Source organism: Deinococcus sp. (assembly GCF_025362455.1).
Lineage (GTDB): Bacteria > Deinococcota > Deinococci > Deinococcales > Deinococcaceae > Deinococcus.
The window spans coordinates 22,936-44,453 of sequence record NZ_JANYGJ010000053.1 but is presented as its reverse complement, the minus strand read 5'-3'; the positions used below and the strand labels follow the sequence as shown (position 1 = coordinate 44,453).

Annotated in this window: 18 protein-coding genes and 1 pseudogene; 7 read left to right on the top strand and 12 right to left on the bottom strand. The window is 67.6% G+C overall.

Annotated elements, in window-relative coordinates; all coding sequences use genetic code 11:
• From Q0R23_RS03885 to Q0R23_RS03870, 4 genes and pseudogenes are all read right to left on the bottom strand, one after another.
• Nucleotides 1-882 (bottom strand): annotated as a pseudogene (locus Q0R23_RS03885) (hypothetical protein); the annotation flags it as partial.
• Between the two features lie 158 nt (nt 883-1,040).
• Nucleotides 1,041-1,910 (bottom strand): carbohydrate ABC transporter permease, encoded by an 870-nt coding sequence (locus Q0R23_RS03880; protein WP_293910563.1) that lies wholly within the window; start codon nt 1,908-1,910, stop codon nt 1,041-1,043.
• 1 nt (nt 1,911) lies between these two features.
• Nucleotides 1,912-2,859 (bottom strand): sugar ABC transporter permease, encoded by a 948-nt coding sequence (locus Q0R23_RS03875; protein ID WP_293910561.1) that lies wholly within the window; start codon nt 2,857-2,859, stop codon nt 1,912-1,914.
• A 201-nt stretch (nt 2,860-3,060) separates the two neighbouring features.
• Nucleotides 3,061-4,488 (bottom strand): sugar ABC transporter substrate-binding protein, encoded by a 1,428-nt coding sequence (locus Q0R23_RS03870; RefSeq protein ID WP_293910559.1) that lies wholly within the window; start codon nt 4,486-4,488, stop codon nt 3,061-3,063.
• A gap of 858 nt (nt 4,489-5,346) precedes the next feature.
• On the opposite strand from Q0R23_RS03870, the gene Q0R23_RS03865 reads away from it, so the two are divergent.
• The 6 genes from Q0R23_RS03865 to Q0R23_RS03840 all read left to right on the top strand — a co-directional run bounded on the left by Q0R23_RS03865 (nt 5,347) and on the right by Q0R23_RS03840 (nt 10,734).
• Nucleotides 5,347-5,988: a cupin domain-containing protein gene (locus Q0R23_RS03865; RefSeq protein ID WP_293910557.1), complete on the top strand. Its 642-nt coding sequence runs from the start codon at nt 5,347-5,349 to the stop codon at nt 5,986-5,988.
• A 2-nt stretch (nt 5,989-5,990) separates the two neighbouring features.
• Entirely contained in the window at nt 5,991-6,689 is a 699-nt protein-coding gene (locus tag Q0R23_RS03860; RefSeq protein WP_293910556.1) for an alpha/beta hydrolase, read from the top strand.
• Complete coding sequence (locus Q0R23_RS03855) at nt 6,682-7,479, top strand: aldolase/citrate lyase family protein (protein ID WP_293910554.1); 798 nt, start codon at nt 6,682-6,684, stop codon at nt 7,477-7,479. The genes Q0R23_RS03860 and Q0R23_RS03855 overlap by 8 nt, the downstream gene beginning before the upstream one ends.
• Nucleotides 7,480-7,503: 24 nt before the next feature.
• Nucleotides 7,504-8,802: a histidinol dehydrogenase gene (hisD, locus tag Q0R23_RS03850; protein ID WP_293910552.1), complete on the top strand. Its 1,299-nt coding sequence runs from the start codon at nt 7,504-7,506 to the stop codon at nt 8,800-8,802.
• A gap of 82 nt (nt 8,803-8,884) precedes the next feature.
• Nucleotides 8,885-9,913 carry a LacI family DNA-binding transcriptional regulator gene (locus Q0R23_RS03845; protein ID WP_293910550.1) on the top strand — a complete coding sequence of 343 codons (1,029 nt, stop codon included), beginning with the start codon at nt 8,885-8,887 and terminating at the stop codon, nt 9,911-9,913.
• A gap of 56 nt (nt 9,914-9,969) precedes the next feature.
• Nucleotides 9,970-10,734, top strand: a complete 765-nt coding sequence (locus Q0R23_RS03840; RefSeq protein ID WP_293910548.1) for an SDR family oxidoreductase — start codon at nt 9,970-9,972, stop codon at nt 10,732-10,734.
• 93 nt (nt 10,735-10,827) lie between these two features.
• Here Q0R23_RS03840 and Q0R23_RS03835 read toward each other — a convergent pair whose 3' ends face one another.
• Both Q0R23_RS03835 and Q0R23_RS03830 read right to left on the bottom strand, forming a co-directional pair.
• A complete protein-coding gene (locus Q0R23_RS03835) occupies nt 10,828-10,995 on the bottom strand; it encodes a hypothetical protein (RefSeq protein ID WP_293910546.1) in 168 nt (55 codons plus the stop codon).
• Between the two features lie 12 nt (nt 10,996-11,007).
• Complete coding sequence (locus Q0R23_RS03830; RefSeq protein ID WP_293910544.1) at nt 11,008-12,918, bottom strand: glycoside hydrolase family 3 N-terminal domain-containing protein; 1,911 nt, start codon at nt 12,916-12,918, stop codon at nt 11,008-11,010.
• A gap of 309 nt (nt 12,919-13,227) precedes the next feature.
• On the opposite strand from Q0R23_RS03830, the gene Q0R23_RS03825 reads away from it, so the two are divergent.
• Nucleotides 13,228-14,049 carry an SDR family NAD(P)-dependent oxidoreductase gene (locus Q0R23_RS03825; RefSeq protein WP_293910542.1) on the top strand — a complete coding sequence of 274 codons (822 nt, stop codon included), beginning with the start codon at nt 13,228-13,230 and terminating at the stop codon, nt 14,047-14,049.
• Nucleotides 14,050-14,089: 40 nt separating this feature from the next.
• Here the strand turns inward: Q0R23_RS03825 and Q0R23_RS03820 are convergent, their stop codons facing one another.
• The 6 genes from Q0R23_RS03820 to Q0R23_RS03795 all read right to left on the bottom strand — a co-directional run bounded on the left by Q0R23_RS03820 (nt 14,090) and on the right by Q0R23_RS03795 (nt 21,415).
• A complete protein-coding gene (locus Q0R23_RS03820; RefSeq protein ID WP_293910540.1) occupies nt 14,090-15,367 on the bottom strand; it encodes an AAA family ATPase in 1,278 nt (425 codons plus the stop codon).
• The gene (locus tag Q0R23_RS03815; protein WP_293910538.1) at nt 15,364-16,002 is read right to left on the bottom strand and encodes an RNA ligase family protein; all 639 of its coding nucleotides are present in this window, start codon (nt 16,000-16,002) and stop codon (nt 15,364-15,366) included. The genes Q0R23_RS03820 and Q0R23_RS03815 overlap by 4 nt, the downstream gene beginning before the upstream one ends.
• Nucleotides 16,003-16,250: 248 nt before the next feature.
• Nucleotides 16,251-17,294 (bottom strand): membrane dipeptidase, encoded by a 1,044-nt coding sequence (locus Q0R23_RS03810; protein ID WP_293910536.1) that lies wholly within the window; start codon nt 17,292-17,294, stop codon nt 16,251-16,253.
• 98 nt (nt 17,295-17,392) lie between these two features.
• Nucleotides 17,393-18,259, bottom strand: coding sequence for a MurR/RpiR family transcriptional regulator (locus Q0R23_RS03805; RefSeq protein WP_293910534.1), 867 nt, complete (start codon nt 18,257-18,259; stop codon nt 17,393-17,395).
• A 7-nt stretch (nt 18,260-18,266) separates the two neighbouring features.
• Entirely contained in the window at nt 18,267-19,919 is a 1,653-nt protein-coding gene (locus tag Q0R23_RS03800) for a D-aminoacylase (protein ID WP_293910532.1), read from the bottom strand.
• Nucleotides 19,916-21,415: a serine hydrolase domain-containing protein gene (locus Q0R23_RS03795; RefSeq protein WP_293910530.1), complete on the bottom strand. Its 1,500-nt coding sequence runs from the start codon at nt 21,413-21,415 to the stop codon at nt 19,916-19,918. The genes Q0R23_RS03800 and Q0R23_RS03795 overlap by 4 nt, the downstream gene beginning before the upstream one ends.
• Nucleotides 21,416-21,518 lie beyond the last annotated feature (103 nt).

Below are 21,518 nucleotides of genomic sequence, written 5' to 3'. Positions count from 1 at the left end.
ACGCACCATGTTGATGAGTCTGGCGTTCCACATGTTTTGCAAAATGGCGCGGATGAATTCCTGCGGCTGATCGGCGGAGGGCACCTCGTAAAAGGTCGGCGCCTGCTGACCGCCCGGCAGCCGGTCGATCTCACCGTGGGTATGCGGCGTGGCGGGCAGCACCGCCGCGTGGGCCAGTCTGATGGGGTCGTAACCCATCTGGCGGACCTCGGTGACGCCGTCGTGAGCCAGCCACTCCTCCACGATCCGGTTGCCCACGGTGAAACAGTCGGCCATACCCCAGCGCCAGACCCGGCGCCCCGTCGGTGGGCCGTGCTCGCTGTAGCCAGTGTTGACGCCCACGCTGGAGACGCGGTGGGAGGTGTAAAACCCACTGCGCTCGTCGCCGCTCCAGATCACGTCGTCGGCGAAGGCCCGGCGCTCGGCGTAGACCGCCATGCGCTGGAGGGTATTGACCACCATCGCCTCGCGCCCGTAGAGGGTGCCGCCCGACGTATGCACCGTGACGTTGTGGGCGTAGTGGGTGTAGATCAGCCCGACGGCCTTTTCTTCCCAGATCCTGTGGGTGCAGCGCACGATGTAGTCGACGATATCGGTGTAGTCCTCGTCGAAGCCCTCCAGGCCGTGCCTGCGACCCGTGCTGGCGGCGCCTGTGAAGTGGGAATAATCAGGCCGGTCCGCGAAGTCGAACACGGCTGCTGTCGAGAGTTGGTCTGCCGGTACCGGGGAGCTGGAGGGCGCAGCGGCCTGACTGGACACGGCGCTGGGCACCGCCTCAAGCGTTTGCGGGACGTGAATGGGTGCTGAGTGGGGCTCGCCGGTCTGAGCTTCGGTAGACTGAAGGCTGCTGGACTGGGCGCTGCTGGACGATTTTCTGGTCATAGGTCGGAACACCACCGGGTTGTCGTGGGAAGGCGTGGGGCGGGCGGCAAAACCCATACACCCCCACCCCGCCCACCGGCCCGGCTATGTCCCTGAGCACCTGACGCGCGTAACGGACGCGGACGGTTGTGGCCTTCCGGCTCATTCACTTGACCGCCTCACTTGACCGCTCCCACCGTGATGCCCTCGACGAAGTATTTGCGAATAAAGAACGACATCACTAAAATCGGCACCATCACGATCATTCCGGCTGCCGAGAGCTGCTCCCACATCGGGCCGCGCGGGCCGCTGATGCCCAGAATGGCGACGGGCAGGGTCAGCGACTCCGAGCGGGTCAGGATCAGCGCGAAGAAAAACTCGTTCCAGGCCGAAATGAAGGTGAACACCGCCGCCACCAGGATGCCCGGCAGCACCAGCGGCACCGTCACGAAGCGCAGGGTCTGAAATTCGTTGCAGCCGTCGATGTACGAGGCTTCCTCGATCTCGACCGGCAGGGCGTCGAAAAAGCCGCGCAGCAACCAGATGGCGTAGGGCAGCGTGAACGACAGGTAGACGATCACCAGCGCCAGGGGCGTGTCGATCAGGTGAGCGGCCCGGAACAGGTTGAAAAAGGGGATGGCCACCACCACGGCGGGCACGAACTGGGTGATGAGAATCAGCAAAAACAGCGTGTTGCGGCCCCGGAAGCGGTGGCGCGACAGCACGTAGGCGGCGGCGGCCCCCAGCGGAATGGTGATGGCCACCGTCAGGAACGACACCAGGGCGCTGATCCAGATTCTGCCGCCGAGCAGCACCGGACTGGCGAAGACGGCCCGGAAATTGTCCAGCGTCGCCTGAAAAAACAGCTTGGTCGAGTAAATGTCGATCTCGTTTTTGAAGGCGCCCAGCAGCATCCAGACCAGCGGGAACATCACGAAGAAGATGATCGCCAGCGCCCCGAAGACCTCGGCCCCCTGCGCCAGGCGCCTACTCAGCGGCGCGGGCCGCCGGGGCAGCGGTGGCAACTCAGCTACCAGGTCGCCGCGCACCTCAGTCGCCCTTCAGCAGCGTGCGGACATAGAACGTGGAGATGATCGCCATGATAACCACCAGGATGTATGAGAGCGCGGAGGCGTAGCCCATGTCCAGATTGCGAAAGGCGACCTGATACACGAAATAGTACAGCGTCTGGGTCGAGTCGCCGGGACCGCCGCCGGTCATGATGGCGATCTGGTCGAACATCTTGAAGGCCGAGATGATCTTGAGCAGCGCCACGATGTAGATGACCGGCGCCAGCAGCGGCAGGGTGATTTTGCGAAAAATCTGGAAACTGGTCGCCCCGTCCATCCGCGCCGCCTCGGTGGACTCGGCGGGAATGGAGCCGATGGCCCCGATGAACATCAGCGCGAACAGCGGCGCCCAGCCCCAGATCTCGGAGAAGGCGATGGCCAGCAGCGCGCTGAAATCGTGGCCTAGCCAGACATAGCCCCTGAGCGGCGGAAAAATGGCGCCGAGCATCTTGGCGTACACCCCGAATTCGGGATTGAGCATGAAGCGCCAGCTAAAGCCCTTGAGCACCGGCGCGACGGCGAACGGAAAGATCAGCATGGTGCGGGTCAGCACGTTGAGCGGCGTGGGCTTTTGCAAGATCAGCGCGATGCCCAGCCCCAGCACCAGCGTCAGGCTCACCGACACGAAGATGTACAGGGCGCTGACGGCCAGGCTGTTGAGAAATCCCGCGTCGGTAAAGGCGCGCGCATAGTTGGCGACCCCCACGAACGGCCCCGGATCGGGCGAATCGATCAGTCGCCACTGGCGAAAGGAGCTGATGAACGAGGCGATCAGCGGATAGATCACCGTCAGGCCGATGATCGCCAGGGCCGGGCCGAGCAGCGCCCAGCGCAGCGAACCGCTTCTACGCTGACGGGGCTTGCGACCAGGCTGCTGGGTGAGACCCGCCGGGCCATGTTCAGAGACTGAGGGTTGAGGTGCGGTCATGTTCACCTCCTGCACTGCTTTACTTCCTGTACTGCTTTGTTTACTGCACTGTGCCAAATTTCCTGCACCATGCCGGTCAACACGGACCGGGAAAGCGTTCCAGGGAGCCGAAACCTTCCGGCCCCCTGGGCACTACAGCGCTGACTGCTCTTTAGCTGACTCGTTCAGCACGCGCCGGTCCAGCACGCGCCGGTTCAGCACCTACTGGTACAGGCCGCCGCGCTTCTGAATGGCGTCCACGTCGGTAGCCATCTGATCGAGCGTCGCCTTGACGTCATCGCCGCTGGCCATCTTGTTGACGCCGATTTCCAGCACGCTCTGAATCTCAGCCCAGGTTTTGACCTGCGGCAGAGCGCGGGCGGTCTTGAGCGCCGCCGCGCCGACCTTGGGAATGCCGTTGTTGGCGGCGTTGACCTTGGCGTTGTTCATGCCCGAAAAGGTCACGATGGTGTTGTCGGCCTCAGCCGGAATACTGCGGTTGGCCGCCACTTTCTGCTGGACGCCGGTGCTGCTGACGTACTTGATGAACTCCCAGGCGGCGTCCTGATTTTTGGAATTCTTGAAGATGCCCAGCGGCCAGACCAGGGCGTAGTTGGCGGCGGTGCCGCCCGCCCAGCCCGGCGCGGGCGCAAAGCCCACGTTGTTCAGCACGTCCGCCGAGACCGCTTTGGGATCGGAGAACTGGGCGTAGTACCACCACCAGCCCACCCACATGGCGGCCCGGCCCTGCTTGAACTCGGTGGAGGCTTCCGGCTCGGCGAAGGTGGTCGCCGCCGGGTTAGTGATCTTGTCCTTGCGAATGAAGTCGATGTAGGTCTGGGTGGCCTGCATGCCCTTGGCGCTGTTGAACACGGCGTGGCCCTGCTTATCCAGAATGTCGCCGCCGTTGCCCCACAGCAGACTGACCCACGAAAACAAGTTTTGCCCGGCGCTCACCTTGTACATGGTCGAGAGGCCGCTGAGCTTGGGGTCTTTTTGCTGAATGACCTTGGACTCGCGCACCACGTCTTGCCAGGTCTTGGGCACCGGCAGCTTGAGACCTGAGAGCACGTCCTTGCGGTAAAACAGCACCAGCGGATGACCCCGGAACGGCATGCCGACGATGTTGCCGTCCTTGTCGCTGGACGCCTGGATGTACGCCTTGGGGTAGTCGGCCAGGTTGATCTTGTCGGCCTTGATACGGTCATTGAGCGGCACCATGTACTGCTTGAAGGCCTCGCCCCAGGAATCGACCCAGCCCACCGCGTCGTAGGTGCTGCCGGTGGTGGCCTCGATCAGAATTTTTTGCTGAAGCGACTCATACGGCGTGTTTTCCCACTGCACGGTGATGCCGGTCAGTTTCTCGAACTCACCGCCGGGGGCCGTCAGCTTGATCATCTGGGCGAATTGTCCGGCGGTGGCGCAGCAGATCAGGAACTTGAGCTTGGTGCCGTTGTAGGGCTTGCCCGACTTGAGGCTGTACGGCACGCTGCCCTGCGCCTGCGCCACCGGCCCCAGCGAGCCGATCACCAGCACGCCTGCCAGGCCCAGCGCCAGTTTGGCCCGTTGCCGGAGCAGTGAGCCGGTACTGCTCGCTGATGTCGCCTTGTCGGTGCGCTGCGGGGTGGTCTTCGGATCTGCTCTGTTCATAGGTGCCTCCGGAGTGGGCCAGAATCGAGTAACGGCTATCGAAAAACGGCTGGGGTCGGTGGTGCGGAGTGCAGGTGGCTGCCGGGTGTGGCAACGGTAGCGCAGCGGTTCAGGGCGGGTCTGGACTGCTCTGGACGTCTCGAATCAGGCCGCTGCACTCGCGTCAGCCTGGACCAGCTAGACCTCACAACATAGACCTCACGACGCAGACCTCACAACAAGGTGGCCGAAGGTGATGTCTGGTCGAAGGACCAGCGATATGAGCACCGGTCCTACCCTGGGTTTGCCATCGGCCCTCCCTGTTGCGCTTTGCATACGTATGCATACCGTACACGTCATCTTCAGATTCGTCAAGATAACGTCAGGCCAATCGCTGTTAGGCGGCGCTAAAGCCTCTGCCAGCCGTGCTTGAGTCATTATTGAACCATTTCTCACATCCTCTCATAAATTTGAGGGTAAGGCACTGGCACAGAGTTTGGGTTGCGCCGCTGCACCACTCAGATTCCCTACAGAGTCCCTATGAAGCACGGTCTGCCCAGAGCCAGGCCACAGTCAGGCCACAGTCAGGTCAAGCTCGACTGGAACAGTGCTGCGGCAGATCACACCGCTGGCGACCAAACGGCACACCTGGGGCGGGCGCCACTGCCGACTAGATACTGCCGACTAGCTGCCGACTTGACAAATCCAAAACAGGGCTCCTATGGTATGCATACGTATGCAAGTTCAGAGACTGAGGGAGTGCTGTCCTCCGGTCATCAGCCGTCCACCGGTTTCACGCCGTCCCTTCCCAGAGCCCTGCGCCGAGAGTCAGCCCAGCTCAGTCAGCTCAGCCGCGCCCCCGCTTCGCCAGGAGAGCTTATGACCCCCATCCCCGGCCCCAGCACCCCGCCCAGCAGCCAACCCAGCAACCAACCCCAGGAAGACCTCGGCGCCATGACCGGCAACGTGGTGCGTTTCGCCGACCTGAAATCGCGCCCGATTGCGCTGATGTTCATCGACAGCATCATTCCCGGCCATCAGCGCCACAACTACGCCGTCATCGGCGACACCGCCAGCGAGAACGACAGCTATCAGCCGTTCATCAGCTCGCCGCACGGCTTCCAGGTCGGCGTGGTCCGCGCCCGCCAGGGCAACGGCCCGGCTTACCACACCCACGACTACATCGAGTCGTTTCTGCCGCTGCGGGGGCGGTGGCGCTTTTACTGGGGCGCCTCGCCCGACAAGATCGACGGCGAGACCATCCTGAACGAGTTCGACTACATCACCATCCCGGCCCAGCTCTGGCGGGGTTTCGAGTGCATCGACGAGGGCGAGAGCTGGATTTTCGCGGTGCTCGAAAAGCATGAGGTCTACCAGGGCAAAGACCCCTACTGGGCGCCGGAGGTCATCCGCCAGGCCCGCGAGCACGGCTTCGAGGCCAGCGAGAACGGCAAGATGATCAAGCCGGGCAACTTCGCCGAACTCGAAGCAAAAATGCTGGCCCAGTTCGGGGACACCTGAGCGTGAGCGCCTCGCCGCCGGTGCTGCCGCTGACCAGCTTGCTGGCGCTGCCCACGGTGCTGCTGCCCGGCACGCTGTGCGGCGCGGCGCTGTGGGCGGGCGTGGCGTTGCCCGCCGGGGCGCAGGTGGTGGGGGCAGTGCGCGGCAACTCGCTTCAGCACGCGGCGGCGCTGATCTTGCGGGGGGCGCCCGAACGCTTTCATCTGCTGGGCTTCTCGCTGGGCGCCGTCCTGGCCTTCGAGGTGTTGCGCCGAGCGCCGGAGCGGGTCGCCCGACTGAGCCTGCTCAGCGCCAATCCACACGCGCCCACGGCGGCACAGCTCGAAGTCTGGGCGCAGCAGGAGCAGCAGGTGCGGGCCGGACGCTTCGGCGAGGTGGCGGCGAACCTGGCTGGAAGCTCTGGACCTCACCGTCAGACGGTGCTCGACATGGCTTATGTGGTCGGACCGGAGGCGTTTCTGGAGCAGTTGAACATGCTCCGCTCCCGCCCCGACAGCCGCCCGACGCTGGCCAGCTACAGCGGCCCGCTGACGCTGAACGTCGGCCAGGCTGATACGGTGACACCACCGTCACTGGTGCGCGAAATGGCCGCGCTGGCTTTGCAGGCCGACGTTCAGCTCATTCCCGGCGCCGGGCATTACCTGCCGCTGGACGCCCCGCAGGCCGTCTCGACGCTGCTCCGTGAGCTTGCTCATGCCTGACGCCCTGGCGCGGCTGCACACCCGCCTGAGCGCGGGCGAGACCGTCTTCAACGGCTGGCTGCACCTGCCGGGCGGGGTCAGCGCCGAGCTGATGGGCCGGGCCGGGTACGACGCCCTGACCATCGACTTGCAACACGGCCTGATCGGAGACGGCGGGCTGGTGGGCACCCTCCAGGCCATCGGCGCCACGCCCGCCGCCGCGCTGGTGCGGGTGCCCTGGCTGCACCCACCGGACCTGATGCGAGCCCTCGACGCCGGGGCCGCAGGCGTCATCTGCCCGATGATCGACACCGCCGAGCAGGCCCGGCAACTCGTCTCGGCCTGCCGCTACGCACCCCAGGGAACGCGCAGCTACGGCCCGACCCGCGCCCGAATGCTCTACGGCGACGACTATCCGGTTCGCGCCGATACCCAGACGCTGATCTTCGCCATGATCGAGACCGCCCAGGCGCTGGGCAACCTGGAGGCGATTCTGGACACGCCCGGCCTCAGCGGCGTCTACGTCGGCCCGGCAGACCTGAGCCTGAGCCTGAGCGGCGCGGCCACGCTGGACTTCTCAACGGGTGAAATCACCGACGCGGTGGCCCGAATCGCGGCCCAGACTGCTCAGCGCGGCCTGATTCCCGGCATCTTCACCCAGGGCGGCGAGCTGGCGCGGCTGGCCACGTCGCTCGGTTACCGTTTCGTGACCGCCGGATCGGACTTCGCGCTGCTGGGCGGGGCCGCCCGCGCCGTGCTGGACGACCTGCGGGCTAAGGCGCCGCCCAGACCGTCCACAACGAGTTACTGAACAACCCACCTACGGAGGTCCACCATGACACGCATCCTGAAATCCGGCATGAACCCTGAGACGCAACTTAGAGCGCAAGACAGCGTGCAGCAGACGGTGCGCGGCATCATCTCCGATATTCGGGAGCGCGGCGACGACGCCCTGCGCGAGCTGTCACAGCGGTTCGACGGCTGGAACCCGGACGCCTTTCGCCTGAGCGCCGAGCAGATTCAGGCCGCCGTGGCGCAGGTGCCCGCAGAGGTGCTGGACTCGATTCGTTTCAGCCTGACGCAAGTACGTACTTTTGCACAGGCGCAACGGGCCTCCATTCGAGAGGTCGAGATCGAGACGATTCCCGGCGTGACGCTGGGCCACAAGGTCTTGCCGATGAACTCGGTGGCCTGCTACGTGCCCGGTGGGCGCTACCCGATGATCGCCAGCGCCCTGATGAGCGTCGCCACCGCCAAGGTGGCGGGCGTGGGGCGCGTGGTGGCGGTGACGCCGCCCAAAGACGGCCAGCCCTACCCGGCCACCGTGGCGACCATGCACCTGGCGGGCGCCGACGAGATCTACATCATGGGCGGGGTGCAGGCGCTCTCGGCCCTGGCACTGGGCACCCAGAGCATCGCCCCGGTGGACATGCTGGTCGGGCCGGGCAACGCCTACGTGGCCGAGGCCAAGCGCCAACTCTTCGGCCAGGTGGGTATTGACCTGCTGGCCGGACCCACCGAGACGCTCATCATCGCCGACGATTCGGTGGACGCCGAGATGGTCGCCACCGACCTGCTGGGCCAGGCCGAACACGGCCCCAACAGCCCCGCCGTGCTGCTGACCACCTCCGAGACGTTGGCGAACGCCGTGGTGGCCGAGATCGAGCGCCAGCTCACGGTGCTGGCCACCGCCGAGGTCGCCTCAGCCGCCTGGCGCGACTACGGCCAGATCATCCTGGCCGACAGCGACGCCGAGATGGTCCGCGTGGCCGACGAGATCGCCAGCGAGCACGTCCAGGTGCTGACCCGCGACCCGGATTACTTTCTGACCCACATGACCAACTACGGCTCACTGTTTCTGGGGCCGGAAACCAACGTGGCCTACGGCGACAAGGTGATCGGCACCAACCACATCCTGCCTACCGGACGGGCGGCGCGCTATACCGGCGGGCTGTGGGTCGGCAAGTATCTGAAAACCGTGACCTACCAGCGGGCCACCCGCGAGGCCAGCGTGATTATCGGGCGGCACACCTCGGTGATCTGCGGCGTCGAGGGCTTCGCCGGGCATCAGCGCCAGGCCGATCTGCGGGTCGAGCGCTACAGCAAACCCGAACTGGTGCAGTCCACCGATTGAGCGGGCGGGAGTGGGAATGCCTACCCGCTGACGCGCCCCACCGTCAACACTATCCTGGGGGCTCAAGCATGACCACCCAACTATGACTACAAGGCCGCTCAGCCCAGCCCCAACCCTATCGCGGGTCACGTCGCTCGACGTTTCAAAGGAGGCGGGCGTGTCGCAGTCGGCGGTGTCGCGGGCCTTCACGCCGGGCGCCTCGATCAGCCCGGCCACGCGCCAGCGGGTGCTCGACACGGCGCGGCGGCTCGGCTACCAGCCCAACGCCATTGCCCGCAGCCTGGCGACCCAGCGCAGCGGCATCGTGGCTTTGATCGTGGGCGACCTCCACAACCCCTTTTACCCGCAGGCGCTCTCGCAGTTCGCGCAGGCCCTGGAGGCGCGGGGCAAGCGGGCGCTGCTGCTGACCCACGACTCAAAGCGCGACGTGCAGGAGACGCTGGACATGGCCGCCTCGTACCAGATCGAGGCGGCCATCGTCTTCCCGACCCGGCTGACCAGTAGGCCGCCGAGCCTGGGGGACGTGCGCTCAGGCGGCATTCCGGTGCTGCTGTTCAACCGCCACCTGCCGGGCCAGAACCTCCTCTCGGTGGCCTGCGACAACCAGGCCGGGGGGCGGCTGGCGGCCCAGGTGCTGCTGGGCAGCGGGGCACGCAACCTGGCCTTCATCGGCGGCGATCCCGAAACGTCGACGCACCAGGACCGTCTGCGCGGCTTTACCGGGCACCTGGCCGAGCACGGCCTGAGCCCCATCGCCACGCCGTCCCGCGCCTTCCAGTACGACTGGGGCGTGCAGGCCACCTTCGACCTGCACGCGGCAGGCGGGCGCCCGGACGGCATTTTCGGCGCCAACGACATCGTGTCTATCGGCGTGCTCGACGCCCTGCGGGCACTGGGCCGCCGCGTTCCGGAGGAGGTCGGCGTGATCGGCTTCGACGACATTCAGGAATCCGCCCGCATGGCCTACGGCCTGACCACCATCCAGCAGCCGCTGGCGGCCATGATCGAGGATTCACTGCTGGCGCTGAGCAACGATCAACCGGTCACTGGCCTGCGCCTGCACCCCGGCAAGCTGGTCTGGCGCAGCTCGGTGCGCGGGGCCAGGCCGTGAGCCGGGGTGACGTGACCCAGGGCACTGTGACTCAGGGCACTGTGACTCAGGACACCGTGACCCAGACGTCAGTGAGCGGCGAACTGGCTGGGCGGGTGGCGCTGGTCACGGGCGGCGCGGGCGGCATCGGCGCGGCCATCTGCGCGGCGCTGGCGGGGGCGGGCGCCGCCGTGCTGGTCGGTTACGCAATCGGACGTGAGCGGGCCGAGGGGCTGGCCGATATTCTCCCCGGCCCCGGCCTGCACCGGGCCGTGTTTACCCCGGTAGACGACAGCGCCGCGCTGGGCGCCGCCTCGGACGATATTCGCGCCGCCGGGGGCCGCCTGGACATGCTGGTCAACAACGCCGGTATCACCACGCCGGTGCCCCACGCCGATCTCGACGCCCTGAGCGACGAGTGGATCGACAATATCTTGCAGGTCAATGTCCGGGGGCCGTTCGCCTGCGTGCGGGCCTTCGCGCCGCTGCTCAGGGAAAGCGGCAACGGGCTGGTGGTCAACATCAGTTCGGTGGCCGGGCGCACCGGGGTGGGCAGCAACGTCGCCTACTGCGCCAGCAAGGCGGCGCTCGACAGCCTGACCCGCAGCCTGGGCCGGGCATTGGCCCCAGGTATCCGGGTGCTGAGCGTCTCGCCCGGCTGGGTAGACGGCGAATACGCGCAGCGAATGCCGGAGGTGCTGGCCGCCCAGGCCGCGCTGACACCGCTGGGCCGTGTCGCCCGCGCCGAGGAGGTCGGACGCGCCGTGCTGGCCTGCGCCACCCACCTGACCTTCAGCACCGGCGACGTGATCGCGGTAGACGGAGGCCGCCCGCTGAGCTGACTGGCCAGACTCAGGCAATGGCGCGAATGATGTGCTCATACCCCACTGCTTGAGCCCGGAAGTGGCCAGCGGGGCGGCGATTAGATGTCAAGGTCAATCTTCGCGCTCCGAGGCCAGTTCCAGGGCGTAAGACTCGCTGAGTTTGGCTTGCAGCAGGGCGCGGTCAGGCAGCTCGGTCATGTGGCGGGCCACCAGCGCGGGCGAGGCGCTGCGGGCCAGGGCGTACTCGACCACCTGCGCGTCGGCGCCGCTGCACAGCAACAGTCAGCGTGCTTACTCATCGGCGCCGTCCAGCGCTGAGCCCACCGTCAAGGATACGGACGTCACCAGCCCGTCGCCCAGCGCGAACAGCGTCCGTGATCCGGGGCGGCGGGGCAGGTCGGCGTGGCTGGCAGGCCAGTCGAAGGACAGGCGCCCGCTAAACGGCTGGGCGCCGCACAGCACGTCGGCCACACCCTGCCCCTCGCTGCCGGGCAACCAGGCGGCCACCAGCGCGTCCCACTGCGGCAACTGCTCGCTGACGATCAATGGCCGTCCGCACAGCAGCAGCACCACCAGCCGCTCGCAGTTGGCCCGGACGCGCTCCAGCAGCGCCATCTGCTCCGGGGTCAGGCCGAGGTCGCTGCGGTCCCCCATGCCCTCGGCGTAGGGCTCCTCGGCCAGCACCACCAGGCCCACCGGAAAGCGGCTTTCCGTATGACCATCGGGGCTATGGACCACGCGGTCACTGCCCAGCGAGGCTCGCAACCCGGCCAGGATGGTGGTGCCGGGCGTCACCGGCCCGCGCCCGCCCATCCAGCTCACCGTCCAGCCGCCGCACTGGGCGCCGAGGTCGTCGGCGTCGATTCCGGCGACCAGCAACGCCGGGCCGGTGGGCGAGAGCGGCAACACGTCGCCATCGTTTTTGAGCAGCACCAGCGACTTGCTGACCGCCTCGCGGGCGAGCGCCCGGTGCTGGTCGCTGCCGACCTGAGCGAGCAGAGCCGGATCGGTGTGGGGGTTGCCGAACAGCCCCAGCGCCCGCTTGACGCTCAGAATGCGCCGCACGGCGTCGTCGATGCGCGTCTGGGCGACGCGGCCCGACTGTGCGGCCCGCGTCAGGCTGGCGATGAAGCGCTGGTAATCGAAGGGCACCATCACCATGTCCATTCCGGCGTTGATGGACTGCACCACGCACTCGTCGTAGTCGGCGCCGAGCTGATCCACGCCCTCCCAGTCGGAGACGACGAAGCCCTCGAACCCCAGTTCGCCCTTGAGCACCTCGCTGATGAGGTGATGGTGGCCGTGCAGCTTCTGACCGAGCCAACTGCTGTACGAGACCATCACGTTCAGCGCCCCGGCCTGAATCGCCGCCCGGTACGGCGAGAGGTGAGTTTCGCGCAGCGTCGCCTCGGTCACGCTAGCGTCGCCCTGATCGAGCTGCCAGGCGCCCAGGTCCAGCAGATCGACGAAGCTCTGACCCATCTGGGCGATGCTGAGGGTCCGGTCACTCGCCAGCGTCCGGCGGTCCACCCGCCGCGAGCTGCCCCAGTCGGTGGCGCCGTCGGCGACGAAGTGCTTGACCGAGGGCAGCACCGAGGTGGCGCTGTTCCAGGCGTCGCCGCGCAGGCCCTCGATCAGAGCACTGGCCAGGCTGGACACCAGTTCATGGTCCTGGCTGTAGCCCTCGTAGCTGCGGCCCCAGCGGATGTCCTGCGGCAGGCTGACGGCGGGCGCAAAGGCCCAGCGCACGTCGGTGGCGGCGACTTCCAGCGCGGTGGCGCGGCCAATTCGGCGCAGCAAGTCCGGATCATGGGTGGCGCCCAGCCCGATGTTGTGCGGAAAGATGGTGGCGCCCACGACGTTGTTGTGGCCGTGAACAGCGTCCACGCCGTAGATCAGCGGAATCTGGAGGCGCGAGGTGTGGGCCTCGTCGATGAGGGCCGCGACCATCGAGCGCCAGCTCTGGGCGGTGTTGGGCTCCGGGTTGCCGCCGCCGCCGCTGAGCACCGAGCCCAGGCCCAGCCGGGCGACGTCGCCGGGTTTGACGCTGTTTTTCTCAGGCTGGGTCATCTGCCCGATCTTCTCGGCCAGGGTCATGCGGCCCAGCAACTCGGCGACGAAACGCTGGTCTGCCGCACTGAACGGGGAGGGGCTGAGAGCGGACTGGTCGGTTGAAGATTGGTCGGTTGGAGACTGGGTCATGGGGAAACTCCTTGCCGTGCGGGACTGTACCCGATCATAGGGCCTGAAGCCCGGCACTGTTCGGACGGAGCGGGCGAGACTGCGTGGGTCTGCGGCTGTGCGGCCCGGACGCTCCCGGTGGCCAGGTCATCCGCGAGGACACGCCACCGGGGGCGCCTCGGCGGCTACAGTAAACCCGCCGCTCTTCATCCGGACGACCTGCCGAAAGCGGCGCAGGCCCGACTGACCCGGCACACCACACGAATGTGTGTCACACGAACGGGCGCGGCGCTGGACCATGAGCGCCGACCCCACTTCAGGAGGAACAGCATGACCGAGGTATTCGGAAACAGGTTCACAGGCAAGGTCGTGCTCGTCACCGGTGCGGGCGGCGGCATCGGGCGGGCGGTGGCCCTGCGCTTCGCAGCGGAGGGCGCCAGGGTCGCCGTCAACGACATCAAGGCCGACGCGGTGCGGGGCGTGGTCGGCGAGATCACGGCGGCGGGCGGTCAGGCGCTGGGGGTGAGCGGCGACGTGTCGAGCAAGGCGCAGGTGGAGGCCATGTTCAGCCAGGTCGAGCAGGCGCTGGGCTTCGTGGACGTGCTCTACAACAACGCCGCGCTGATCGACACCAGCCGTCATTTTCTGGACGCCGACCAGGACTGGTGGCAGCGCATCATCGAGGTCAATCTCGGATCGGTGTTTGTGTGTTCGCAGCGGGCGGCGCAGGTCATGGCGCGGCGGCGCCGGGGCGTCATCATCAACACCTCGTCGGGCGGCGCGACGCGCTCACACCGGGGCAACGTCGCCTACGACGCGGCCAAAGGCGGCACCGAAGCCATGACGCGGGCGATGGCGCTCGACCTGGCGCCCTACGGTATTCGGGTGAACGGCGTGGTGCCGGGCTTTATCAACACCTACGGCCTGGAGGGCGATCAGCTCCGCGAGCGCGAACAGACCGTGCCGCTGGGCCGCTACGGCGTGGCTGAGGACCTGACCGGCGCGGCGCTGTTTCTGGCCTCCGACGACGCGGCCTACATCACCGGGCAGTTCATCACCGTGGACGGCGGCGTGCTGGTGCAGCAGCGCTCGGCCAACGTGGACACCTTCCCGGTGGCGGGCTTTCCGGTGATCGAAGCCGACCTGATGTGAGCGGGCCGGAGGTTACTTGGCCGCCAGCCACTGTTTTATTTTATTCCGGCGCAAAAGTCGGACTATGGCCAAAGCCCGCCCGACCCGTTTCGCGGTGGTACTCGTCGAGCCGCAGGGTGCGGTGCGCTTCGGGCAGATACGGGAATTCGGCGTTGTCGATCTGCTGGGCCAGCACCGTGGGCGGCACGCTATGCGATCGGCCCGGATTGCGCCCCAGCAGCGTGCTGATCGGCGGCTGAAACACCACCAGGGTAGTCAGGGCGCCGTAGTCCAGGCCCAGGCCAATCGGCACGCGCCGGAAGTCGCGGCGGGTATTGGTGGCGTCCCAGACGACCTTGCCACCCCGCCTGAGCACGACCCGCAGCGCCTCCTTGGCGGCCTGGAGCACCTGTCCGTTGAGCGACTGATCGGCGCGTTTGCCCGCCATGGCGTCCCGCAGCGCGTCGAGCGAGACGACGGTGTAACCGGGTAGGTGCTCGGCGATCCAGCCGCTTTTACCCGACCCGCTCGGCCCGCAGGTCACGACCAGTTCGGGAAAGCCGGAACGGGCTGAATACGAGCGCGACACCGCTTCCTGGGGCGTCTGGATCAGCCCCGCCTCGTAGTCGAGAATGCCGCCCTGCGCCGTCAGGTCGAGAAACGCCGGACCGAAGCCGGGCAGCGCGTCGGTGACGGTCCCGCACCAGTCGCCATAGGGGTCGCTGTTCTCCCACAGCTCGTACTCCTCGGCCTGCATCCGGAACAGCTCGGTATCGTCCAGGCGGGCTTGCCGGTCCTTCGTGACGCGCCCACGGGTGTCGGCCATTTCCAGCAGGTACAGCAGCCGCAGATCGACCTGCCGGGCCAGGCGACGAAAGGCGCTGTGCGTGCCCGCCTCCAGCGTCCGGCCCAGATCGTGGTGGTGGCCGACCAGTGCCAGGACCGCCGACTGCACGGCCTCCGGCAAGCCCAGTTCGGGCAGGCGGTACGCCAGGTACGAGCGCCCCCGGTCGGCGTGGCGCGGCGAGATGACGCGCTCCCGGCCCGTATTGTCCAGTGAGCGCCGGGTGGTCAGCGCCTTGCCGATATCGTGCAGCGCGGCGGCCAGCACCAGACTCAGGCGGGTGTCGCCGCTCAGGTCGTGGTGCTCGGCCAGCTCATACGCCCCGGTCAGCACCAGGCCGGTGTGAACCGCCACGTCGCCCTCGGCGTGCCACTCGGCGTCCTGCTCGGTGGCGGCGAGCCTGTCCAGCAGCGGCAGCGCGGCGCCGAGGGCCACCCGGAAGGCCGCGAAGTCGGGCGAGGCGCCGCGCCTGATCTCGTCCAGAAAGGCGTTCACGGCTCGCTCTCCCCTTTCAGCCGGTTGGGCACCACCGCCGCGTGCATCCAGTGCTGATCGGTCTGGACGTGGCCCTGACGCACGTACTTGGCGATGTGCTGCTGAAAGTCGGCGTGGGCGAAGCCCGCCACCGTCCGCACGACGTAGCCTTCCACCAGCGCCGCGTCGAAGGTCACTGCGCGCACCGCCGCCTCGTCCCAGGGGCCGCGCCAGAGCTGCCGGGGCGTCGGCAGGCCCAGGGTCGCGGCCCAGTCCAGCGTTTCGTCCCAGCTCAGCGCCGTATTGGAGTCGTCCCAGACGCTGAACAGATAAAAATAGCTCTCCAGCTCGTCGTAGGCCAGCGAGTGCCGGGCGTAGAGGTTCTCGCCGCAGACGCGCCAATCCGCCGGAATCAGGTAGCCGAGGCGGCCCTGGAGCCCCTTAACCCAGTCCCGCGAGGGGTGAGGCCGGGGGTCGAGCGAGCGGGCGTGCAGGCCGCGCCGGTAGAGGGTGGTGTTCTCGCCGTCGAGCTTCTCGGTGACGATCACCTCCTGACCCGCGAACTGGCGGGCACTGCCCAGCACAGTGTCGTCGCCGCCCGCGCCGGGCGACCAGGGCAGGTGCGGCGTGCGGGGATACTTCAGGCGGTCGGTCATGGGGAATCCGGTTCAGAGTAGCGGGTTGGTGGGCGACATGACAGCGCCAGGTAGCCGAGGAAAACGGTAGGCCAGACAGCCGATGCCGAGGGCCATGTCATTCGCCAGGCCCGGCGAAAGAGACCTCGAAGCCAGGTTTTATCTCCTTGCGTTCTGATTCGGCGGTTGTTGGTTCGGCGGTTGTTGGTTCAGCCGCGCCCCGCCCATTCCCGCGCCCAGTTCACAGTGCACGGTTCACAGTGCCCAGTTCACAGTGACCGGACGATCCAGTCGGTCCAGTGGGCGCCGCGCACGCCGCTTCGCTGTTCGGCGGGCGCCTCATCCAGCAGCCTGAGCAGGTCGCCGTAACTCTCAAGGCCCGCCGGAGCTTCCTCGACGCCGAAACCGCCGTCCATGTCGCTGCCCAGCCCCACGTGTGCCCAGCCGAACGCCTGGCCGTGCCTGGCCCATTCGCCGAACGTCGCCCGCGCCTCGCCCGGCTGCCAGCCTGAGCGGATAAAACGGCTGGGACTCACCAGCCCGATGACCCCGCCCTGCGCCGTGATGACCCGCGCCATCTCGCCTGATAACTGACGGTTGCCCGGCACCAGAGCGCGGCTGTTGCTGTGCGAGGCCACCAGCAGCGGCTGGAGGACGGCGGCCTCCTCGAAGCTGGCGTCGTCGAGGTGCGAGGCGTCGAGCGCGACGCCCTGTTCGCGCATGGCGATCAGCAGCTCGCGCCCCAGCCCGCTCAGTGCTCCGGGCGCGTCGGTGCCCCCGGCGTAGCGGGTCCGGCCCCAGGCGGGTCCGATCAGGCGCACCCCGGCCTCTCGCCAGAAGGCCAGGTCGTCTGCCGTACCGAGTGGGTCGGCGCCTTCCATCAGCAGCGTCACGCCCAGGGCTGAGTTGTTCTCCGGCGTCCAGCTCGCCAGGTGAGCGCTGAGCTCCACGCCGCTGGCGAGCAGCCGGATGTGCCCGGCGTCCTGCCAGCGCCGGTACTGGTCGAGCTGCGAGACGGCCTGGACGCGGGCGGCCCGCCAGCCCCCAGGGCTGCGCTGATCGTAGCCCTGGGGATAGTCGTGGTGAGCAGGGCAGGCGAACAGCGTGCCGAAACAGGCGGCGACCCCGGCCCGGCGCAGCTCGGCGAAGGTGACGCAGGGCGTCTGCCCGCTCAGCCGGTCGCTGGCCCTCAACTCGGAGAGCGGCAGGGTCAGGTCGCGCCCGATCTGGGCGTTCCAGGCCAGGTCGAGGTGGGCGTCGAACACCGGAGTACCGTTCAGCGGGCTCACCGGACGCATTGAGATCGGGCGCATTGAGATCGGGACAGCCGCGCAGGGACCGTGCTGGTCAGGTCGTGGGTCAACAACATCAGGGGCTCCTTGCCTGGCCCGGTGCCAGTGCCGACACCCGGTCAGTATTCGTAGACGGCGAAGGCTTCTTTGAGTTTCTCGGCATCCTGAAGGTGGCCGCCGCCGAGTTCACGGGCCAGCAGGGAGGCGATCAGCGACGTGATGCTCAGAAAAGGCGCCAGGGACGCCAGCGCCTCCGAACCCTGGGTGGGCAGCCGGATGCTCTGGTCGGCGACCTTACCCAGCGGCGAGGCGCCCTGGTCGGTCAGCAGCAGGATGGTGGCGCCCCGCTGCCGCAGGGCCGTCGTCACCCTGGTGGTGGCCCGGCTGTAGCGCCGGACGGTGTAGACCAGCACGGCGTCCGGTGGCCCGATTTCCAGCAATTGTTCGGGGCGGCTGCTCAGTTGATCGCTGGAGTACGCCTGGACCCGTGGCCGGAACGACGAGAACAGGTACTCCGCCGTCTGCGCCAGCCCATACGAGGACCGCGACCCGATCAGCCAGACCTGCCGGGCCTGCACCAGCACCTGAGCGAAAGCCAGGAGCTGCTGCTCGGCGATGGCCTGAAGCCCGTCGAGGTTGGAGCGTTCGCTGGCCCAGAAGTTGGCGACCACCGCGTCTTGTCGTCCCGGCGTCTTGATGCCCAGGGTGGCCCGCAGGTCCTGGCGGATCAGGCGTTGCAGGTGCGGGTAGCCCTCGAAACCGAAGCGCTGGCTCAGGCGGGTGATGGCCGGGCCGCTAACCCCCAGGCGCTCGGCGATTTCCCCGGCGCTCAGAAACGGCACCTCCTCGGCGTGGTCGACCAGAAAGCGGGCGATCAACTGATCCCTGGGGCCGAATTCCTCCAGCCTGGCGCGAAGCTGCCCGACTGCCGAGTTAGGCACTGCTGAGCTGGCGCTGGTCCCGGCGAGCGGGGGTATGGTGGTCATCTCCGCATCATCCTACAGGCCCTTGCACCGGCGTCAGGGCGCCGGGGCCGTAGAGCCGCATGCCGGGCCGGGCGCGGGTGTGCTGAGCGCCGCGCAGCACCCTTGTACCGTTGACCCACACGTCGCGCACGCCCACCGAGAGCTGGCCCGCGTCGCCGTAGGTGGCCCGGTCGGTGACGGTCGCCGGGTCGAAGATCACCACGTCGGCGTAGGCGCCGGGTCGCAGCTCACCCCGGTTTTGCAGACGGAAATGCCGGGCGGGCAGGCCGGTCAGGCGGTGGACCGCTTCCTCCAGGCTCAAAATGCCCCGCTCACGCACGTAGTGACCCAGTAGCCGGGTGAAGTTGCCCAGCGCCCGTGGATGGCCGGTGGTGCCGTTACCCGGCTGCTCGGCAGGGTCGTAGCCTGCCGCGTCGGAACCGAGCATCACCCAGGGTTCGCGGAGCTGAAGCTCAACGTTGGCCTCGCTCATCAGGTGCAGCAGCACGCCGACCCGCTCCGGCTCGGTCACGATCAGGTCCAGGGCCGCGTCAATCCAGTCCTGGCCGCGCGACCCGGCGATGCTCGCCAGCGATTGACCCACATACGCGTGGTGCTGCGGTAAGGTCAGCCCCACCGGATACGCGCCCGCTGGCCCAGCCAGATGGCCCAGCGGCTCCCAGCTTCCGTTCGGTTCCAGCATAGCCTGCCGGATCTCGGCGCGGGACACCGGGTCAGCCAGCCGCTCGCGCAGCCGGTCGCCCTCGCTGGCCCAGGGCGGCGCCAGGGCCGATAAGCCGGTGCCCCCGGCGGTGTACAGGTACATATCGGCGTGAATGTCGTTCCCGGCGGCCCGCTCGGCATTGACGCGCTCGATCAGCGCCTGCATCTTCGGCCAGGCCACCTCGCCCGCCGCCTTGAGGTGGTACAGGTGCAGCCGCGCGCCGCTGCGCCGGGTGATCTCCAGCGCTTCCTCCAGGCCGTCCAGAATGGCGGCGCTCTCGGAGCGCATGTGGGTGGTGTAGATGCCCTGATAGCGGGCGACCTCCTCGCAGACGGCGACCAGCTCGTCGGTGCTGGCGAAGCTGCCGGGCGGGTAGATCAGCGCCGTCGCCAGGCCGAAGGCGCCGTCCTCCATCGCCTCGCGGGTCACGCGGCGCATCAGCTCCAGTTCCGCCGGGCTGCTCTCGCCCTGGGCGTGTCCACGGGCGACCATCCGCACAGTGGCGCCGCCGATGAACGACCCGAAATTGACCGAGGCACCGACTTGCTCCTGGGCGCTGAGCCAGTCGCCGAAGCGGGTCCAGGACTTCGAGCGTTCTATCCACGCCTCGTCACCGCCGGGCAGGCCGTGAATCGGGAAGCCGTGCGCCTCGCCCGGCACGGCTGGGGCGGGTGTCCAGCCCTCGCCCATGATCTCGGTGGTCACGCCCTGGGTTACCTTGCCCAGACTCAGACCGCCCTGGAGCAAGGTGGCGACCGAGTGGCTCATCACGTCGATAAAGCCGGGCGCCACCACCAGGCCGGAGGCGTCTACCACCTCGGCTCCTGCGGGCGCGGGGCCGCCGGGTTCCTGGACGGCGGCAATGCGCTCACCATCGATCAGTACATCGGCCCGGCGACCCGGCGACCCGCTGCCGTCAATCAGGGTGGCGCCGGTGATCCAGATCAGGGCGCTCACGCCGTCGGCTCCACTCCATTTGATTCCGGCCCGCTGGCCGCGTCACGCGGAAAGAGTCGCCCGGCGACGCGGATGAAATCGACGCTGCCCTGCTCGTTGCGCAGAAACTCCACCGCGTAGCCTTTCAGGTCGCCGCTGCTAATCAGCGCGGTTTCGGGCGCGATAAAGCTCAGCGGGGCGCTGAGCGTGCCGCCGGTCAGGTCGTCGGGAAGACTCAGGATCAGCCCAGCACCTTCCTGGCTCACGCCGATCTTGCTGGTCATGCCGACGCGCTCGTGCGAGCCGGTGAACTCGGCCAGGCTGGCGGGGATGTGGACCGGATGCTCCTGCGGCGTGAGGCCCAGCACCTCGCGCTTGAGCCAGTCGCCCAGCTTGCGGCCCAGCGCGTGGCCCGCACCAGCGTTGGTCAGCGAGATGAAACCGACGTGCTGACCCGGCGAGAGCCAGAAGTCCGAGGTCTGCCCCAGGGTGGTGCCGCCGTGGCTGATGATGGTGGCGCCGGGGTAGCTGTCGTTGAACCAGCTCTGGGCCATCTGGCCGGGCATGCCGGGAAAGCCGTTCATCGAGATACCGATGGGCCGCACCGGGCTCCACAGTTTGGGCCGGTCCACCTGCGGCAGCAGCGACTGGGCGACGGGCGCGACCTTGAGCGGCTTGCCGTAGCCGTCGAGCGCCGGGGGGGCGTCGCTGACCGGAGCTGCGTTAGTCACGTCGGTAGCAGGCATGGTGCCGCTCAGGACGTAGTGCGCGTAGCGCAGCATGTCGCTTACCGTCGAAGAGATCGAGCCCGCCGGGCCGACCGAGCGCATCATCAGCCAGGGGCGCTGAATCTCCAGCCTGTCGCCGATCTTGTTGTGTCCGGCGGCAAAGCGGTGGGTCATGATCTCATTGACCGAGAACATCGAGTGGTCCATGCCCAGCGGCCTGAAGAGGCGCTCGGTGACGGCGGCCTCGTAAGTCAGGCCGGTGACGACCTCGGCGACCCGCCCGACCACGTAGAATCCGGCGTTGTTGTAGCTCCAGTGGCCCCGCAGCGGCACGACCTGGCGCGACTCGGCCAGGATGTCGAGCACCTTGGCGAGCGCGTCGTCGCCGTCGCCGGTATCCTCGAACAGATCGCCCTGGAAGCCGCCCTGGTGGCTGAGCAGATCCAGAATGGTCACGTTCGCCGCCACCGACTCGTCCCTGAGCTTGAAGTCGGGCAGGTGGTCGCGGATACGGTCGCTGAGCCTTAATTTGCCCTCCGCCTCCAGCACTGAGATCAGCAGCGAAGTGAAGGTCTTGGTGGTGCTGCCGATCTGAAAGAGGGTGTCGCTGGTGATCGGCAGCGGGTTCTCGACGCTGGTAACGCCCAGGTTCAGGATGTGGTCGCCGCCTGGGAGGATGATCCCCAGACTGACGCCGGGAATGCCCGATTCCTCGAACAATGGCCGGGCAAAGGCCTCGAAGGCGCTGATGATCTCGCTGGGCGATTTGGTGCTGGCGGGTGCAGTCATGTTCAAAGCTCCTCGTGAAAACGGAAACGGACCGTGAAATGGGCGGCTCTGGCAGTCGGCACGGGGCTGCACGGTGCGGTAACAACATGCGGCGGGCGGGTTC

Bases quoted from the DNA above. Each gene is read 5' to 3' on its own strand.
- Q0R23_RS03830 (WP_293910544.1), bottom strand. From the start codon at position 12,918: ATGACCCAGTCTCCAACCGACCAATCTTCAACCGACCAGTCCGCTCTC.
- Q0R23_RS03795 (WP_293910530.1), bottom strand. From the start codon at position 21,415: ATGACTGCACCCGCCAGCACCAAATCGCCCAGCGAGATCATCAGCGCC.
- Q0R23_RS03855 (WP_293910554.1), top strand. From the start codon at position 6,682: ATGCCTGACGCCCTGGCGCGGCTGCACACCCGCCTGAGCGCGGGCGAG.
- Q0R23_RS03805 (WP_293910534.1), bottom strand. From the start codon at position 18,259: ATGACCACCATACCCCCGCTCGCCGGGACCAGCGCCAGCTCAGCAGTG.
- Q0R23_RS03865 (WP_293910557.1), top strand. From the start codon at position 5,347: ATGACCCCCATCCCCGGCCCCAGCACCCCGCCCAGCAGCCAACCCAGC.
- Q0R23_RS03815 (WP_293910538.1), bottom strand. From the start codon at position 16,002: ATGACCGACCGCCTGAAGTATCCCCGCACGCCGCACCTGCCCTGGTCG.
- Q0R23_RS03870 (WP_293910559.1), bottom strand. From the start codon at position 4,488: ATGAACAGAGCAGATCCGAAGACCACCCCGCAGCGCACCGACAAGGCG.
- Q0R23_RS03875 (WP_293910561.1), bottom strand. From the start codon at position 2,859: ATGACCGCACCTCAACCCTCAGTCTCTGAACATGGCCCGGCGGGTCTC.
- Q0R23_RS03810 (WP_293910536.1), bottom strand. From the start codon at position 17,294: ATGCGCCCGATCTCAATGCGTCCGGTGAGCCCGCTGAACGGTACTCCG.
- Q0R23_RS03825 (WP_293910542.1), top strand. From the start codon at position 13,228: ATGACCGAGGTATTCGGAAACAGGTTCACAGGCAAGGTCGTGCTCGTC.
- Q0R23_RS03845 (WP_293910550.1), top strand. From the start codon at position 8,885: ATGACTACAAGGCCGCTCAGCCCAGCCCCAACCCTATCGCGGGTCACG.
- hisD (WP_293910552.1), top strand. From the start codon at position 7,504: ATGACACGCATCCTGAAATCCGGCATGAACCCTGAGACGCAACTTAGA.